14 protein-coding genes are annotated in these 16144 nt (G+C 62.2%); 5 read left to right on the forward strand and 9 right to left on the reverse strand.

The annotated features are described in order from the left end of the window. Positions 1-242: 242 nt before the first annotated feature. Both BW994_RS10635 and BW994_RS10640 read right to left on the reverse strand, forming a co-directional pair. On the reverse strand, positions 243-1187 hold the full coding sequence (locus tag BW994_RS10635; RefSeq protein ID WP_035229030.1) for a LysR family transcriptional regulator: 945 nt from the start codon (positions 1185-1187) through the stop codon (positions 243-245). 46 nt (positions 1188-1233) lie between these two features. Further along, positions 1234-1641, reverse strand: a complete 408-nt coding sequence (locus tag BW994_RS10640) for a DUF2784 family protein (RefSeq protein WP_245594132.1) — start codon at positions 1639-1641, stop codon at positions 1234-1236. 40 nt (positions 1642-1681) lie between these two features. Between BW994_RS10640 and BW994_RS10645 the strand changes: the two genes are divergently transcribed. From BW994_RS10645 to BW994_RS19985, 3 genes are all read left to right on the forward strand, one after another. Beyond that, positions 1682-2854 (forward strand): BaiN/RdsA family NAD(P)/FAD-dependent oxidoreductase, encoded by a 1173-nt coding sequence (locus BW994_RS10645; protein WP_029312152.1) that lies wholly within the window; start codon positions 1682-1684, stop codon positions 2852-2854. A 17-nt stretch (positions 2855-2871) separates the two neighbouring features. Beyond that, positions 2872-3192: a hypothetical protein gene (locus BW994_RS10650; RefSeq protein ID WP_029312151.1), complete on the forward strand. Its 321-nt coding sequence runs from the start codon at positions 2872-2874 to the stop codon at positions 3190-3192. A 180-nt stretch (positions 3193-3372) separates the two neighbouring features. Beyond that, entirely contained in the window at positions 3373-3585 is a 213-nt protein-coding gene (locus BW994_RS19985; protein ID WP_076454551.1) for a hypothetical protein, read from the forward strand. Here BW994_RS19985 and BW994_RS10660 read toward each other — a convergent pair. The 4 genes from BW994_RS10660 to BW994_RS10675 form a co-directional block, all read right to left on the reverse strand. Then, complete coding sequence (locus BW994_RS10660) at positions 3582-5702, reverse strand: Hint domain-containing protein (protein ID WP_051657388.1); 2121 nt, start codon at positions 5700-5702, stop codon at positions 3582-3584. The two genes, BW994_RS19985 and BW994_RS10660, sit on opposite strands and share 4 nt — an antisense overlap. Before the next feature lie 345 nt (positions 5703-6047). Then, positions 6048-6812 carry a polysaccharide biosynthesis/export family protein gene (locus BW994_RS10665; RefSeq protein WP_051657387.1) on the reverse strand — a complete coding sequence of 255 codons (765 nt, stop codon included), beginning with the start codon at positions 6810-6812 and terminating at the stop codon, positions 6048-6050. Positions 6813-6885: 73 nt separating this feature from the next. Further along, positions 6886-7878, reverse strand: coding sequence for a homoserine O-acetyltransferase/O-succinyltransferase family protein (locus BW994_RS10670; RefSeq protein WP_139334074.1), 993 nt, complete (start codon positions 7876-7878; stop codon positions 6886-6888). 2 nt (positions 7879-7880) lie between these two features. After that, positions 7881-9203, reverse strand: a complete 1323-nt coding sequence (locus tag BW994_RS10675) for an O-acetylhomoserine aminocarboxypropyltransferase/cysteine synthase family protein (RefSeq protein ID WP_051657385.1) — start codon at positions 9201-9203, stop codon at positions 7881-7883. A gap of 613 nt (positions 9204-9816) precedes the next feature. On the opposite strand from BW994_RS10675, the gene BW994_RS10680 reads away from it, so the two are divergent. Further along, positions 9817-10920 carry a thioesterase domain-containing protein gene (locus BW994_RS10680; protein ID WP_029312146.1) on the forward strand — a complete coding sequence of 368 codons (1104 nt, stop codon included), beginning with the start codon at positions 9817-9819 and terminating at the stop codon, positions 10918-10920. After that, positions 10917-12401: a class I adenylate-forming enzyme family protein gene (locus BW994_RS10685; protein ID WP_035229027.1), complete on the forward strand. Its 1485-nt coding sequence runs from the start codon at positions 10917-10919 to the stop codon at positions 12399-12401. The genes BW994_RS10680 and BW994_RS10685 overlap by 4 nt, the downstream gene beginning before the upstream one ends. A gap of 39 nt (positions 12402-12440) precedes the next feature. Here BW994_RS10685 and BW994_RS10690 read toward each other — a convergent pair whose 3' ends face one another. The 3 genes from BW994_RS10690 to BW994_RS10700 all read right to left on the reverse strand — a co-directional run bounded on the left by BW994_RS10690 (position 12441) and on the right by BW994_RS10700 (position 16093). After that, entirely contained in the window at positions 12441-13598 is a 1158-nt protein-coding gene (locus BW994_RS10690) for an ATP-grasp domain-containing protein (protein WP_029312144.1), read from the reverse strand. Then, positions 13595-14845, reverse strand: coding sequence for an NAD(P)-binding domain-containing protein (locus BW994_RS10695; protein ID WP_029312143.1), 1251 nt, complete (start codon positions 14843-14845; stop codon positions 13595-13597). The genes BW994_RS10690 and BW994_RS10695 overlap by 4 nt, the downstream gene beginning before the upstream one ends. A 219-nt stretch (positions 14846-15064) precedes the next feature. Beyond that, the gene (locus tag BW994_RS10700) at positions 15065-16093 is read right to left on the reverse strand and encodes a glycosyltransferase family 4 protein (protein WP_051657384.1); all 1029 of its coding nucleotides are present in this window, start codon (positions 16091-16093) and stop codon (positions 15065-15067) included. Positions 16094-16144: the final 51 nt, after the last annotated feature.

Genomic DNA, 16144 nt, shown 5'->3' on the forward strand with positions numbered 1-16144 from the left:
TACGAGTGGATCGATCGAAGACGACTGTGTTTCCATCCACGGCGCAAGTTTGGAGTCCGATGCGGCGAAGGTTTGGCACCTCCGCCTTAATGTCGCCGCATTACCGAACAGCATAATCCCTGATCAGGCAACATCACAGATATGATGCGTGGCTTCTTCAATTACAGCGGGTTATGCGGTCATTGTTTATTATAATATCAAATCAAATGTATAATTCGCCATCGACTGGTCATGCCATCCTGTCATAATGCCAGTGAGCTGCTTCTTTTCAATGATTCGATCGCGGCATGCGGCAGAAAGCTGCCGCCCTGCTCACGCAGGAAGCCAAGCAGGGCAGCCGATGCCGGCATCATCGCCCGTTCTGTCAGATGGACCGCAAACCACTGGCGGATGATCGGCAGACCCGTGATGTCGAGCACGACAAGCCTGCCATCTTGCACTTCGGCATCGATCGTGTGCGCCGAAATGAATGAAATTCCCAATCCCGCCATCACCGATTGCTTGATGGTCTCGTTGCTGCCGATCTCCATGCCGATCCGTGGCGTGATGCCCGCTTCCTCGCAGTAAAACTCCATCAACCGCCTGGTGCCGCTGCCCGCCTCGCGCACCAGCATGACCTCGTTGTTCAACTCGTTCGGTGCAATGTCGCGCGCGGTCGCCAGCCGATGGTCGGGTGGCGCGACCACCACATGCGGGTGATCGCCGATTTCGTCGGCAATCACCTTCAGCTCGGTCGGCGGCCGCCCCATGATCGCGAGATCGACCACATGATGCACCAACCCGTCGATGATCTCGTCGCGGTTGCCAACGGTCAGTCGCAGATCGATGCCAGGATGAGCCCGCGAGAACGCCGCCAGAGCGCGCGGGGCATAATATTTGGCCGTGCTGATAATCCCGACCCGAACCTCGCCCCGTTCCGCGCCAACAATCGCAGCCAACCGTGCCTCGGATTCCCGCAGCACCGCCTCGATCCGGGTTGACGCATCGGCGATCACCATGCCGCCTTGCGTCAGCACCATCCCGCCGGCCGATCGCTCGACAAGTGCGATACCCAGTTGATCCTCCAGTGCTTTGACCTGCAAGGTCACCGCCGGCGGCGATACGTTCAATTCGCCCGCCGCCCGGGTGACCGATCCATGCCGGTGCAAGGCAGCGATCGCCCGTAGCTGTCGGAGCGTGATATGCATGGATCGATGAAGTATGACTAAACAGCGAGCGATACAAATTAAGTTTTCATAGTGGGGCGCGCCGTTGACCCCAGAACGGCACCAGCGCGACCAACGCCACGACATACACGAACGCGGCCGCGTAAATGATCGTGAACACCCAGAGCGGCAGATTCCAATAGATCAATCCATCGATGAATTTCATGATCATCGGCGGCGGTGCGCTGCCCTGTCCGGTCAGGTCGTCCTGCCAGATCGTCAGAATACACGCCCGCCCGGCCAGGGCCTGCCCGACCACGATCGCCAGCAACGCCAAATGCAGCAGCCGCAGCCACGCCACCCGCACAATCCGCCAGCCCAGCAGACCGCCGAGCGGAACAATCACCAATCCCAGAACGTTGAATGCAATGACGATCAGGTGAATCGCCAGAATGACCTCTGCCAGCATCGCTTCGGCGTGCATGTCGTCGTACATCCCCCTGATGAATGATACTACGATAACGTCCGGCATGCGGATGCAACATTACGACGTCGTCATCCTCGGTGCCGGTGCCGCGGGTCTGATGGCGGCGATCGCCGCGGGTCAGCGTGGTCGCCGGGTCCTGGTGCTCGACCACGCCGATGAACCCGGCAAAAAAATCCTGATCTCCGGCGGCGGGCGTTGCAATTTCACCAATCTCGACACCGAGCCCGGCCGGTTCCTGTCGGCCAATCCTCATTTCTGCAAATCCGCCCTGTCGCGCTACACGCCGCAGGATTTCATCGCTCTGGTCGACAAGCACGGCATCCCCTGGCACGAAAAAACGCTCGGCCAGTTGTTCTGCGACGGATCGGCCCGCGCCATCGTCGCGATGCTGCTCGACGAATGCGCCGCCGCCCAGGTCACCATCGCTCTCGGTCGCAAGATCACCGGCGTCAGTCGCGCCGATCATTTCCGGATCGAGACCGATCACGGCACAGTCACCGCCGAATCCCTCATCCTCGCAACCGGCGGCCTGTCGATTCCGAAAATGGGGGCGACCGGTCTCGCCTACGACATCGCCGAACAATTCGGCCTCCGGTTGACCGAAATCCGACCCGCGCTGGTGCCGCTGACGCTCGATTCCGCCCAACTGGCACGCACCGGTGCGCTCGCCGGCGTCTCCCAACCCATCCTCGCCCGCTGCGGCCGGGCCGCGTTCCGCGAAGCCATGCTGTTCACCCATCGTGGCCTCTCCGGTCCGGCCATCTTGCAGATTTCATCGACCTGGCGCGATGCCACGCCGATCATGCTCGACCTGTTGCCCGATGAGCCGGCATCCGGCCTCGCCGCCCTCAAACGCGCCCGCCCGAAGGCGGCGCTGCGCAGCATCATCGCGGACATGATGCCGAGCCGCATGGCCGATGTCTTTCTGCCCGCCCCGATCGCGCCCAACCCGATCGGCAGCTTTACCGATGATCGCCTGGCCGGCATCCTGGCAGCCCTGAAATCCTGGCGCCTGATCCCGGCCGGCACCGAAGGCTACGCCAAGGCCGAAGTGACCAGCGGCGGCGTCGACACACGAGACCTGTCCTCGCAAACGATGCAGGCACGGACCGTACCGGGCCTGTTCGTCATCGGTGAAGCCGTCGATGTCACGGGCTGGCTCGGCGGCTATAATTTTCAATGGGCCTGGGCCAGCGGCTGGGCCGCCGGTTCGCACGCCTGAACCATAAGGAGGCTACAATGACCAAAGACGAACTGACCACCTGGGCGCTGGCCAATGGCTGGACCGTGATCGCCGGCCACCCCAGCCTGACCAAACCCTCCGCGCCGAAAGAGGCGGTGGTCCGCATGGTCTGCAAAGCGACTGTCGTGAATATCGAAGCGAAGAAACCCGCCGGCAAATGGGAAAAATTATCGGGTGCCGCCTATGGCGCGATCGAACCCGATCCTGAAACCGGCCTGCCGCGCGGCCTCGGGTTCACTACCTTGCAAGGTTTCCGCATGTTGATGGAAGACAATAAAAACCGCACCGTATTCGCCAACTTCGGCCCGAAACGCTGATTGATTTGGTTTGTGCGCCAGACCATACACACTCAGGTTGCGGGAGTGAACGATAAAGGTGTAATCGAGACCAAGACCTGATACCGGAGCATCACCGTGCGACCAATTGCCGGGACCGACGATTTTCACCCTGTGCCGGGCACGATGCCGTGAGCCGGTAAAGCGCCGAGGTCAATGCCGATGTCAAAGGTTGATTTTCGTGATCTGCTCGGTGGTTCGGACGGCAATGCTCGCGGGACCGCAAATGGCGCGGTGCCCAGCGCGCAAACCCCTGATCTTCCGCTGCCTGACGATGCTCGCCACGCACCCACGCGGGGCCTGCTGAAAGCCCTCGCTTTGGGAATCGCATTCTGGATGATGATCGCGGCTCTACTCGTCTGGGTACTCCGCTAAGCGACGCACACCGTATCAAGGGCTCGAGCCTCGACCGGATAGGCCAGCGAAGCCACGATCGTCACCTTCACATCACACCGCCCCTCCAGCAGCGCCGCAGGTATCACAGCCGCACCGTCCGTCCACCGCCCATCTGCTTCCATTGCGTGCCATCCATCGGTCAGCGATGGCTGATCGATCGCAATCGCCACACCTCCGACCGCGATGCCAGCGATCTTGACCCCCAATCGCCGGCGATCACGCGGGTCTGGCGTCAGTTCGCCCGGCACCGCCGAGCGGCTGCAAATAACCGCCCCGGCCGCGCAGTACCGCACCTCGACCGCAGCGTCCGCCGTGGTCACGATTGCGGCGCGATCCAGCAAACGGCGGCGCAGTTCCTCAACCACCGGCCCGGCCTCGGCAAACGGGGCGCAGCCGTTCGCAACGCGCCGCGCCTGATCAAACAGGCCATGCAGCACCAACGGCGCATCGCCGTTTTCGAACACGCCGCGATTGCCGGTATCCAGATACGATTCCGCCGGGGTGCCCTCGGCAAACAGAGCCGAGTGGGCCGGCAACTCGACATGGTAGTACGTAACACTGCGGGGTGTGGTCATCCGGATGGTCGCACCATTGACCAGCGCCTTGGCCGGAATCAGATGCCCATCGAGCAGCAATGCATGATCCGGCGAGAGCAGCAACGCCCGGCGCGGCACACCATCGGCGATCGACCCCGGCTCGAACCGAATCGGGTTCGCACGCTCCGGCGTCGGGTGCCGCGCCAGATCGACGGTACGCCGGCCAACCCAGCAGACCGGCGCGGTCCGTCCGTTCGCGCAGATCACGATCTCGCCGATTTCAAGCCGCTCGACCGCGATCTCCCCGCGCAAGGTCATGATCCGGGTGCCCGCCGCGAAGCACGTCATCGGCAGCAACTGGCTCCAGACAGCCTTCTGTGCCGCATTCAGGCTGCCGTTGGCGTTCAACGTGCCGTCCGGCGCCTCACCCGGCAGATACCCCCACACCCACCAATCGCCACCGACCGGCTGCTGCCGCCCCGTGAATACAGGCCCGCCCTGTGCGGCGTCATGACCGTTCATATAGGCGGTCATCGTCGAGGCCCAGGCCTGGGAATTGGCGGTGATCATGCTGCTGCCCATTTCACCCACCCATACCGGCGCGGTGTTGGTGCTTTCCAGATAGCCCCAGGCCTGGTTCATCCTGGTCACCGCGGCCGCTCCGGAATCGACGGGTATATTGGAAATTTCGGTTGGATATTCGTGAACCGAATACACGACCTTGTTCGGATCGTTCAGCACCACGGGGGCCTTCGCGGCGACGCTGAGATCGCCTTCCGGTGCGGTGCCGGTACCCGCGAAATTGCCACCGTAATTCTGCGGTCCCTCCGCAATGATCAGCGCGCCGGGGTCCACCGCCTGGATCGCATTGCCCACGGTTTGATACATCGCATGAATATCGGTGGGGCCACCCACCACGCCGTTGTTGGTGCCGGTCGCGGTATACTTGCCCCAGGTTACGCCGGTGGTACCTGCCGAACCATACATCAGCGGTTCGTTGGCCAAATCGTACCCGATCACGGTGGAGTTGCCGGCAAACGCCTTGGCCACCGTGACCCAATCGGCCTGAAACTGCGCCTGTGTCACGGTTCCGGTTACACCGACGCCGTTGGTGTTGTTTGTGCCAGGACCCAGATCGTACCACAGCCCGTTCTGCTGCTGGGCGCCATAACCATCGCCCGCGGTGCCGGCCTCATCAGTATGGTGATCCAGGATCACCTTCATCCCGTCTGCCCCCGCCGCGGCAACAATCTGTTTGATCGTGGCAAGGTTGATCGAATCGACCGGGTTGGCCTGGAACAGCGTGGCATCGACCCAGTCAAGCCGGATCGTATTGAAGCCCGCGGCCACCATCGCGGCGACGGTGCCCGGAATATTCGTGAAGTTCTGATTCCAGCCAACACTCGCGATCCGCACGGGTGCTCCCGCCGCATCGACGATCTGGTTACCGTTGGTACTCAGATATTCCGCCGGTAGCAGCATTGGCGATGCGGTGACCGATACGCCACCGGGTTGGATCGCCTTCACCGGCGTCGAACGACTGAAGCTGGATTGACCCATCGACTCAGACGATTGCATCGAGGTCCGCCTTCATGATTATAGATTGCGTTATTCTGCTAAACACAACTCATAATTGCATAATGACGAACTGACAGCAACAGATTCTTTAAACAAATAGCTGAAATGTGATTTTGGTATAAATAATCATATTTATTCTAAAAATAAAATTATTCTGAGGGTGGTCGCCGTCAGTAAAAGCACCTTATGTGTTAGATCAGGCGATCGTCGTACCGGTTAGCGCAACTAAACAGCACTGATTTACCGGCACGAAAAAACCGTCGACCTAGGGTCGACGGTTGATCTTTGGGTGACAGACTTTGACGCGGCGCTTGAGCCGCGCCGATTTCAGTGACCGGGAATGACGCTCGTCGTTCCGTTCGAGTTGACCTGATAGTTAACGCTCGCACTGGTGGCGATAAACTGCTGGAAATACTGGTTGAAATACCCGTAGGCCCGCGCGATCGCCGATCGCGGCACGAAAACCTCATCCGATGCGGCCAGCGGCACGTTCGCCGCCGGATCGCGCGCAGATTGCAGATCGGCGAATTTGGTCCCGAAAAATTGCTGTGATCCGTTCGGCAGATGCCGCAGAATGTAAATCCGGTCCGGGTTGGCGCCCAGTTTCAACCCGCCGGCCGCCGCAATCGCCTGGGCCAGGCGCGGTGCCGATCCCTCGAAACTATAGACGCCCGGCTTTTCGACATAGCCGAGCACGTAGACCGTGGTTGGTGCGGATTTTACCACGATCGCGGAGATCACCGGCTTTTTCAGAACCTGCGCGTAATTTTCAATCAGCGCGGCATCGAGTTGCGGCAAAGTCAGTCCCGCAGCCACCTGCCGTTGTACCACGCTGGTCGAAATGCTGCCGTCGGGCAGCACCGTTGCGGTTTCGTTCAGTTCGGGGTCCAGCGGCAGCCTGATTGCAAGCTCGTCGCCGACCGCGATCCGGTACGGCTGAGCCATTTGGGGCGTCACGGTCGCGGCCACCGGCAATGTCGTCGGTGCAGGTTGGAGCGGCGGCAGCTGGGTGCATCCTCCGAGCAACGCCACCCCAGCCACGCCCAAACGCCGCAGCGATCGTACGGTCAGGCCTGATTGATCAATCCACATTCGATAATCCTGTCGTCTAAAATGCGTCAAAGTTGAAATGAGGGGGGTGAGATATTGAAATGTCGCTATCGGTTCAGTCAGGCGCCCCCATTGGCACGCGAAAAGCAGCGACAGTTTCCAGCCAATTGCGATACAGCTGCATCGTGTCAGGTTGCCAGGGAGAGGCTGTGTTCGCGAGCGCAGGCGGAAGCGGCAGAGCATCCATCAGCGCCGGCTCAAACCGCCCCTGCACCGCCCGTTGAAACGACCGCAGCGCGGAGCGGGTTGCCGCATCGAAACAGCCGATCGGCAGGGTAGGGTATCCCATCGCCTCGCGCGTCAGATAGCGTCGCACATCCCGCCGATATTCCAGCGCCAGACTGGCCGGCTCGTATTCCGGATGGCCCTGCAAGAACACGCAGCCCGGCGCATCGTCATGCACGAACCGATCGACACCCCATCGCGCGGACGCCGCCAATATCCGATACCCGTGTGATGTGAGAGTCGCCGGCGCGAGCCCGTTCCAGCGCGAATGCGGCACAATGATCTGATCACCCATACCCGCCATGAGCGGATGCTCGCGCCGCACCTCGAACCGCAGGACGCCATGACATTTCCGTGCCCGCCGCTGACGCGTGACCCCGCTGAGGTGAAGGACCGCGGCATGGGTCGCGAGGCACGAAAACAGCACGGGCGTTCGCCGCCTGATCGCTTGGTCGATCACCCGGACCAACGCCGGATAATAGGCCTCCTCACGCAGATCGTCCGTGCTCGGCTCAGCGCCCGTGATGATCAGTGCGTCCGGCCAATCCGCGTCGAGCGCCGCAACCGGGCGATAGTCAGCGTCCCACCCATCGCGCCCTGGCGGTTGCAGGCAATACCCGCCCATCGTCACATTGATGCCATCTTCCTGCCCGGCGGCATGAAGTCGCGCCCGAAACTGACGGTCGGCGTCGCGAAACCCGGCGCCGCGCATGTTGTTGACCAATCCAATGCGAACGGCCCCACCCCGGCGCGGCCAGAAATGCTGCGTGGTCATGCCGCTTGGCGGCATCGGCTGCGTCAGCGCATTCTGAACGTCCGACACCGTCACGCCGCCGTCGCGCGCGAGGGTGGCGGCTGCGCAGCACTGGCCGTGCCCGCCGCAACCGTCAGCGCCTGATCCAGATCGGCAATGATGTCGTCGATATGCTCTATGCCGATGCTCAGCCGGATCATCTCCGGCGTGACGCCGGTTTGCGCGAGTTCATCGGCGTTGAGTTGCCGATGCGTGGTCGATGCCGGATGGGTCGCAAGCGATTTCGCGTCACCCAGATTGACCAGCCGCTTGAACAGCGAAAGCGCGTCAAAGAACCGGCGCCCGACCTCAAACCCGCCCTTCACTCCGAAGGTCATCAGCGAACAAAAATTGCCATCGAGGTAGCGTAACCCCAGCGCGTGGTACGGATTATCGGCGAACCCGGCATAATTCACCCATGCCACGCGCGGATCGGCGCGCAGAAACTGCGCGACGCGCCGCGCATTCGCCACGTGCCGTTCGATTCGGAGCGGCAAGGTTTCGAGGCCTTGCAACAACAGAAACGCGCTCAGCGGCGCCAGCGTCGCACCACCATTGCGCAGGCACACGCTGCGGCAATGTGCCACGAACGCCGATGCACCGAATTGCTCGGTGAAGGTCACATCGTGATACGCGTCCTCCGGCGCGGTCAGCATGGCGAAACGCGCGCCCTGTGCGGCCCAGTCGAACCGTCCACCGTCGATGATGGCGCCGCCCATCGTCGTGCCATGACCGCCGACGAATTTTGTCAGCGAGTGCACTACAACATCGGCACCGTGTTCGATCGGACGCAGCAACATCGGCGTCGCGACCGTATTATCCACGATCAACGGCACGCCATGCGCGTGCGCAACCGCGGCCAACCCCGCAATATCCGAAATATTGCCCGCCGGATTGCCCACACTTTCGCAATAGACCGCCCGGGTCCGGTCATCGATCATCGCAGCGACCGCCGCGGGCTGGTCATCCCGCGCCATCCGCACCTCGACGCCCTGACGCTTGAACACGTGGGCGAACAAAGTGTACGTCGCCCCATACAATTGCGGGCAGGTCACAATATTGGTGCCGGCTTCGGTGATGTTCTGAATCGCATACTGAATCGCCGCCATGCCGGATGCGACCGTCAACGCAGCGACACCGCCTTCCAGGGCTGCGATGCGCGTCTCCAGCACATCATTGGTCGGATTGCTCAGCCGGCAATAAATGTTTCCCGGTACCGTCAGGTCGAACAGCGCTGCGCCGTGCTCCGCACTATCGAAGGCGTAGGCGGCGGTCTGATAAATCGGCACCGCAACCGACTTGGTCGTTGGGTCGGTCTGGTAACCGGCATGGATGGCTATGGTTTCGCGCTTCATGCGCTTGGCCCACAAACCTGAAGGGCATCTCTAATTGAACCGCCCATCGACGTCGTCCTTCTGAGAAAAGATCAAAACAAATAAATAGAAAAAAGCAAAAAAATATATATAGTCGCGATAATGCGTCGCTTCCGTATCAATGTTGTCGCAGTATACCAAGTGCACTGCACAATGACATCAGGAAAATGCGGATTCTCTACAGAAAATTCAGAAGCCGCGTGCATCAGATCATAAAATACCACTCATGGTGGTCGATCCGATCTGCACCCGTGCCTTATAGTCGACCGAAACGCCGGCTTTCGTGAGAATCGCAATCAAGATCCTGCGGACTAGGTCTGCACTCGATTTAGTTAAAAAGACAAAATATTATATTATCAACATCATGTCAAAAAATAACCAATTGGATGTCATTTTTTATAAAAGTTAGTCGTGCAATCGGAGCGTAATCTTGTTATACACCGATTATTCAAAGACAGAATCAATAAATAACGAATCTCGTGCTGTATTTTACGACTTCTGCGACTGTTAGGGCTCTTAATGCAACTTTTAATTACAGCTCTCCTGAAATTCGATCGCGATGATCGGGCCAACGCGCAGTCAACTTGTCCGATCGATGAGCGTCATGTTCGTCGTTGATCACGTGGCCCGCGTGGCCGGCGAGCAGACCGACACCATTCTTCGCTGGCTGTGCGATGAGGTCAGCTCGATCCTGCGCGTGCCGGTACCACGATCGGATGACGATTTTTTCGATCTGGGCGGCGACTCGATGAGCGCCCTGGCCCTGTTTGGCGCCGTCGAGGAGCGGTTCGGTTGCGCGATGGCCCTCACCACGATCTACGATGCCCCGCGCATCGCCGCCCTCGCAACCCGCATCGCCAACGCCAGCACAATGCCATCAGCTTCATCCTGCATTGTCCCCATCAAGGCAGCGCAGCCCGGCAGCGGTGTGGTCGTCCTGATCCACGGTGTCGGTGGCCACGTGTTCGATCTGTTGAGCCTTGGCAGCCTGATCGAAACGCACCACAGCGTCATTGCCCTGCGTGCCTATGGACTCGAGCGCGCCGAAACACCGCTCGACCGCGTCGAATCCATGGCCGATGCCTACGCAAGCCTGATCCTGGCAAAGTTTCCCAACCAGATCGTTCACCTGATCGGCTATTCCTTCGGTGGCATGGTTGCGCTCGAACTCACCCGCCGCCTGCTTGCGGCCGATACCCCGGTGGGCAGCGTCGTGCTGCTCGACTCCTACCCCCACCCGCAGCGCTGGCCGCGCCGGCAGGCGCTCGACGTACGCCTCCGGCGGATCCGCCACCAGATCGGCGTCCTGCGATCGTCCGATTGGCCGGCGCGCCTCGCCTATTGCCGCACCCGTCTCGGGCTCGGTGCCAGCGGCCCCGAATCCACCTCGTCGCGCCGCCAATGGCTCGCCGCACCGGATGGCGCCACGCCCGATATCCGCGCCGTGTTCGATGCCGCCTCGGTCGCGATCGATCATTACCAACCGACCGCCTTCAACCATCCGGTCACCTTCATGAGGCCCGAAATCGCTTCGGTGTTCCTGCCAACCCATCCCCGCGCGGTGTGGCAACGTCTGATCCCCCGTCTCGACGTCCAGATGGTACCGGGCGACCACGTCACCATGCTCGATGATCATGCCGCCGACCTTGCCGTCCTGCTGTCCCGCACGATCGGCCGGGCGAACCAGCACCCCGCATGAGCCGTTTCGCACCGCCGGACTTCAATCATCTGGCCGCGCCGGTCGCGTGGTGGGCTGCCCACGCCCCCGATCAGATCGCGCTGGTCGATGGCGCCGGCACCTGGACCTACGCCCAGCTCAACCAAGCCATCATCATGGTGCGCAACACGCTGCTGTCCCGCGGAAGCCAACCGGGCGATCGGGTGGCTGTGCTCGGCGATAATGGTGCCGCCATGGTCGCGCTCATGCTGGGCGCCAGCCTCGCCGGCGCCTGGGTCGTCCCGCTCAACCCCCGCCTGTCCGACCGGGAAATCGACGAGATCGCCCGCCACGCCACGCCAACCTGCCTGCTGTTCGCCAATCCCGGTACCGGCCGTGCGCGCCAGCACGCCGAGCGCTGCAAGGCTCAACCCCTCACGATCGAAGGCCTCGGGCCGATCGCCCTGGCCGAAACCACCCACCATGCCCCGCCCGAACCCAACGCGGATGTCGCAGCGCTCATCTACACCTCGGGCACCACCGGCCGGCCCAAGGGCGTCATGCTGACCCATCGCAATCTGATGATTTCGGCACGCGCGTCCGGCGCGATCCGTGCCATCAGCCCCGCCGACATCGTCTATTCCGTGCTGCCGATCAGCCATATCCTCGGGTTCACCGGCGTCATGCTCGGCACGCTCACCTATGGCGGCACCATCATGCTCGCCCCACGGTTCGATCCGCCAGGTGCGCTGCGGGCGGTCCTGCATGACCATGTCACCATGATCATCGGCGCACCGTCGATGTTCGCGCTGCTCGCCGAATACGCCGCGCTGCAAGGCATGTCGGTTCTGCCCCCCCATCACCTCCGCCTGATTGCCAGCGCCGGCGCGCCGCTCGACCCGGCAGTGAAAGCCGCGGTCGAAGCCTGTTTCGGCATGGTCCTGAACAACGGCTACGGGATCACCGAATGCGCCCCCACCATCGCGCAGACCCGCATCGACCAGCCCCGTCGTGATTGTTCGGTCGGCATGTTGCTCCCTGGTCTCGACGCCCGCCTGGTTGGCGAGGCCGGCGGCATCGGCGCCCTGCACCTCCGCGGCCCCACCGTCATGGCGGGCTATTACCGCGACGAAGCCGCCACCGCCGCCGTGCTCGATGCCGATGGCTGGTTCGATACCGGCGACCTCGCGAAATTCGAGAACGACCATCTTTTCATCGTCGGTCGCAGCAAGGAACAGATCATCCGCTACGGGTTCAAGATTTACCCGGCCGAGATCGAAGCCGTCCTGAACGCCTATCCCGGCGTCCGCCAATCGGCGGTGATCGGCCGCGGCGATGGGGCGCATCAGGACATCATCGCCTTCGTCGAGCCCGCGGCCGGCATCACGCTGCACCTGCCCGATCTGATCGATTACACCGCGAACCGCCTGGCCGACTACAAGCGGCCCGCCGAAATCCGGTTGGCGGCAGCGCTTCCCATGGGCGCGACGGGCAAGGTTCAGAAAGCGTCGCTGATCGCATAGCGCCCGCAACGCCGCGCCCGTGCGGTTATCAAAACCTGTTCAGTAGGATCGATCTTCCCAGTCGATCCGCAGATTTTCCCGGATATACGGCACCGGATCGGCCAGAATATAACCGAGCATCGCAATGTCGCGCCGCGTGATCCGCCACGGCGTCGGCAGCGCCGCCAGGATCGCCTTCATCGACCGCACCGCGCTGCCCGGTGGCACCATCCGCGCATCCGTCGCGCCGCCCGTCATGGCCGCGAGCCCGAGTGCGGTGAAATTCACCCCGAGCAGCATCGACAGCGGCATTTTGTAAAACACCCGCGGATTGCACTCCAGAAAGTGCACTTGCCCCGCCGGATCGAGCCTCATGTCGAAATTCAAAATCCCGGTCGTGCCGGTCGCCGCCACGATCCGGCTGAGCGCATCGAACACCACCGGCAGATCGAGCGCGGTATAGGTCGCCCGGCGCAACCGATGACAGATATAGCCGAGCACCCGCCCCCGCTCGGCGTACACCGATGCGCCGATATCCGCCCCTTCAATAAACCGCTGCACGAGCACCGGCCGATAATCGATCGTTGCTGCAATCACCGCGGCCGCGCTCTCAACCACGGTCACACCCCGGTTGCCGTCGAGCGACAACGGCTTGATCACCGCCGGCACCGGCGTCTCGCCCCTTGCCAGGCTCGCGAGCAGCGCGCCCCGAGCGGCAAACACCTGGGTCGGCGGGCACAGAATCCCCAGCGTCTGGCAAAGTTCGGTGAAGCGCGCCTTGTCGTTCAGCAGATCAAACGTCGCGAGATCAGGCATCGGAAAGCACGGTGCGGACAAATGCGGCGCCATCGCAATCAACGAGCGCGTGCTGGGCTGATCGCCGGCGAACACGAAATCGATGTCGTCCCGCGCAATCGCCGCGTTCACGGTGGCGATCATCCCGTCATCGCACGTGCCATCGAACGCGCGCGTCGTTTTTGTGTAGCGCGCACACAACCGCGAACGTCGCAGCCCATCGGACCCGGCATTGCCGAGCACCGATACCGACACGCCCGCCGCAACCGCACAGCGCATCGCGCGATACGGCAGGGTAAACAGCCCGCACACCAGCAAGCCGCGCAATTTGCGTGGCGCGGCGGCGGCTGGTCGTGGCCACGCGGCCACCGGTGCCGTGCCGTCGGCCACGATCGCGGCCGTGCGAAAACTGACGTCGCTCATTCGCCTGGTTGGCGATACGCCGCCTGCCCGACACGCCGCAGCGCCGCCGCCGGCTTCGCGCGTTCACATTGTGCCGCCAGATGCCGTGCCAGAATCGGCGTGGTCGACCGGGCGCCGAACACAAATCGCATCACCGGGCCGAAGCTCGGTGCTGCGATCGGCCCGATCATGTAAAGTCCGCGTACCGAGGTCTCGAACCGGCGCGACAAGGCCGGTGCCGTGCCTGCGGTGCGGATGCCCGCGGCCAACGCCGGATCGAGCATGTCCAACCGCGCCACGTCAGGCCGGAATCCCGTCGCGGCAACCACGTGGTCCACCTCGATCTGGTGTTTCGCACCCTGCCGGTCCCGCAAGTCGAACGTCACAACCCCGTTCGCGCCGGTGACCGCCAGCATGGTCATGCCCGTGCGCATCGGTACCCGCCCCTCGATCCGTTCACGCATGAACCAGCCCGGCGCCGCCCCCAGCGTGTTCGCAACGATGCGCAGCCGCATCGCCTCCGGCAGCGCATGAAACAGCTGCGGAAAATTGGCATAGAACCACAAATCCCAACCACCGCCGATCCCGGTGTCCGGCCGGCGGACCCGGTGGCGCAACGGCCGGCGCGCCGGCGGGTGATGAAACGCGATTGTCGCGCGCCGCGTAATGATCTGCGTGTCCGCCCCCGCTTCATGCAGCGCGGCAGCGACATCGATCGCCGAGGCACCGGCACCCACCACCGCGACCCGCTTGCCGGCCAACGCTGCCACCGGTCCATACTGCACGCTGTGCGAGACATACCCCGCGGGCAGCCCGGCCAGCGGCTCCGGCAGATGAGGGAAGGACGCCACGCCAACCGCGATCACGACATTCCGCGCCGTCACGTGCGACCCGTCGTCCAGCGTCACGATAAAATCGCTGCCGGCCTGCCGGACATCACGAACCATGCGCGGGTCGGCGCGCGGCACCACCCGGTCGCGAAACCGAAGGCCGTAGTCATAAAACTCGGTAACCGGGATCGGCCGGGTCGCCTCGAACGTGCCGGTTGTCTCGGTCTGATACCGGCTGATCGGAAATCCCGCACCTGGTGCCGGCAGATCGGATGACTGACCATCCGACTTCAGCTTCGTCCCGGGCGGCATGTTATCGCGCCAAAACGCCATGGCGGAACCGAACACACAAACATCGAGGCTGTGACGATCCAGTTCTGCGGCGAGCGACAACCCATAAGGACCGGCACCTACAATAGCGACATCAAGTGTTCTCATGAAAATATGCCAATTTTTGTAAAAATCAATTATACAGTGTCAGAATATCTATTTATTGTAACGTGATCAGATAAATCCCTAATCGATCGATCAATCGTTGCGTAAATGACGTCCATCTGACCAGCCGATCATTAAATATCATCAACAAAGCGCGGAATCAAACGAAATAATTATATTGTTCATCTATATAATAGATAATACATTCAAAATATGACACAGTTACACGTTTGCTGTGATTAATTCTCGATATAGCGCTGCCATGCGCCCAACAAATGCGTCCATGGTGAATTCACGGCTATATAATTTGCGCCCCGCGTCTGCGAGGTTGGCGCGCAACGCCGCATCGTCGATCAACCGGCGCAATGCCCGCGCCATCTCCTCGCTGTCGCCGGGCGGTACGAACAGCGCCGTCGTCTCATCGTCGAGCACTTCCGGAATGCTGCCGACCGGCGTGCAGATCACCGGCGTTCCGGCCCCAAGTGCCTCAAGAATCACCAACGGCAGACCCTCATGGTACGAAGGCAGCACCAGGACATGGGCAGCGGCGGTCAGAGCGGCTGCCTGTGCCCGGTCGACCCAGCCGGTGAACGAAACCCGCGCATCCAGACCCAATTCCGCCGCCTGCCGCCGATAGGTGTCCACTTCACCCCCGCCGGCGAACACCGCCTCGAAGTCGGCTGCCGCCAGAACCGGGCTGGCCAACGCCACGAGCAGATCACCAACCCCCTTGCGCGGCGTCAGATTGCCCAGAAACAAAATCCGAAACGGGCCGGACCGATCCCCCAGCCGCGGTGCCGCCACCATCGGCACGCCGTTTCGCACCACCACCACCCGGTCCGGTGCCACCCCGATGGTGTCGATCAGCCAGTCGCGCCATCCGGTCCCGAGCACGACGCACAAATCCGCACGCCGAAACACGCCCCGCGCGAGCCAACGGCCCCACCCCGGCAACCGATCGTAAAACGGCTGAATTTCTGCCGCATGCAGGTGCAACAGCACCGGCACGCCCATCATCCGCGCCGCCAACGCGACCAAACCCTTTCGCACCAGGCTGGCCCGCTCAGCCACATGGACATGCACCAGCCCAAGCCGCCCGCGCGCCGCCGCAATCACGATCCGGCCGATCGCCACACTCATATAGTAGGGCGACCACAGCACCGATCCCGGCCCCCGCGCGTCGATCGCGACCAGACGCAGCGGCATATCGACCGACGAACCATGCATCAGATACGACACGACCTGCCCCATGCCGCCGCCAACGGCGGAGACCGGACAGACCAGAAAACAATCTTTTACAGA

Source organism: Acidiphilium rubrum, assembly GCF_900156265.1.
GTDB lineage: Bacteria > Pseudomonadota > Alphaproteobacteria > Acetobacterales > Acetobacteraceae > Acidiphilium > Acidiphilium rubrum.

What these genes read in the sequence shown, in the direction of transcription:
- BW994_RS10660 (WP_051657388.1), bottom strand. Translation starts at nt 5,702, where the DNA reads ATGGGTCAATCCAGCTTCAGTCGTTCGACGCCGGTGAAGGCGATCCAA.
- BW994_RS10690 (WP_029312144.1), bottom strand. Translation starts at nt 13,598, where the DNA reads ATGAGCGACGTCAGTTTTCGCACGGCCGCGATCGTGGCCGACGGCACG.
- BW994_RS10675 (WP_051657385.1), bottom strand. Translation starts at nt 9,203, where the DNA reads ATGAAGCGCGAAACCATAGCCATCCATGCCGGTTACCAGACCGACCCA.
- BW994_RS19985 (WP_076454551.1), top strand. Translation starts at nt 3,373, where the DNA reads ATGTCAAAGGTTGATTTTCGTGATCTGCTCGGTGGTTCGGACGGCAAT.
- BW994_RS10665 (WP_051657387.1), bottom strand. Translation starts at nt 6,812, where the DNA reads ATGTGGATTGATCAATCAGGCCTGACCGTACGATCGCTGCGGCGTTTG.
- BW994_RS10680 (WP_029312146.1), top strand. Translation starts at nt 9,817, where the DNA reads ATGAGCGTCATGTTCGTCGTTGATCACGTGGCCCGCGTGGCCGGCGAG.
- BW994_RS10695 (WP_029312143.1), bottom strand. Translation starts at nt 14,845, where the DNA reads ATGAGAACACTTGATGTCGCTATTGTAGGTGCCGGTCCTTATGGGTTG.
- BW994_RS10685 (WP_035229027.1), top strand. Translation starts at nt 10,917, where the DNA reads ATGAGCCGTTTCGCACCGCCGGACTTCAATCATCTGGCCGCGCCGGTC.
- BW994_RS10650 (WP_029312151.1), top strand. Translation starts at nt 2,872, where the DNA reads ATGACCAAAGACGAACTGACCACCTGGGCGCTGGCCAATGGCTGGACC.
- BW994_RS10640 (WP_245594132.1), bottom strand. Translation starts at nt 1,641, where the DNA reads ATGTACGACGACATGCACGCCGAAGCGATGCTGGCAGAGGTCATTCTG.
- BW994_RS10645 (WP_029312152.1), top strand. Translation starts at nt 1,682, where the DNA reads ATGCAACATTACGACGTCGTCATCCTCGGTGCCGGTGCCGCGGGTCTG.
- BW994_RS10635 (WP_035229030.1), bottom strand. Translation starts at nt 1,187, where the DNA reads ATGCATATCACGCTCCGACAGCTACGGGCGATCGCTGCCTTGCACCGG.
- BW994_RS10700 (WP_051657384.1), bottom strand. Translation starts at nt 16,093, where the DNA reads ATGGGGCAGGTCGTGTCGTATCTGATGCATGGTTCGTCGGTCGATATG.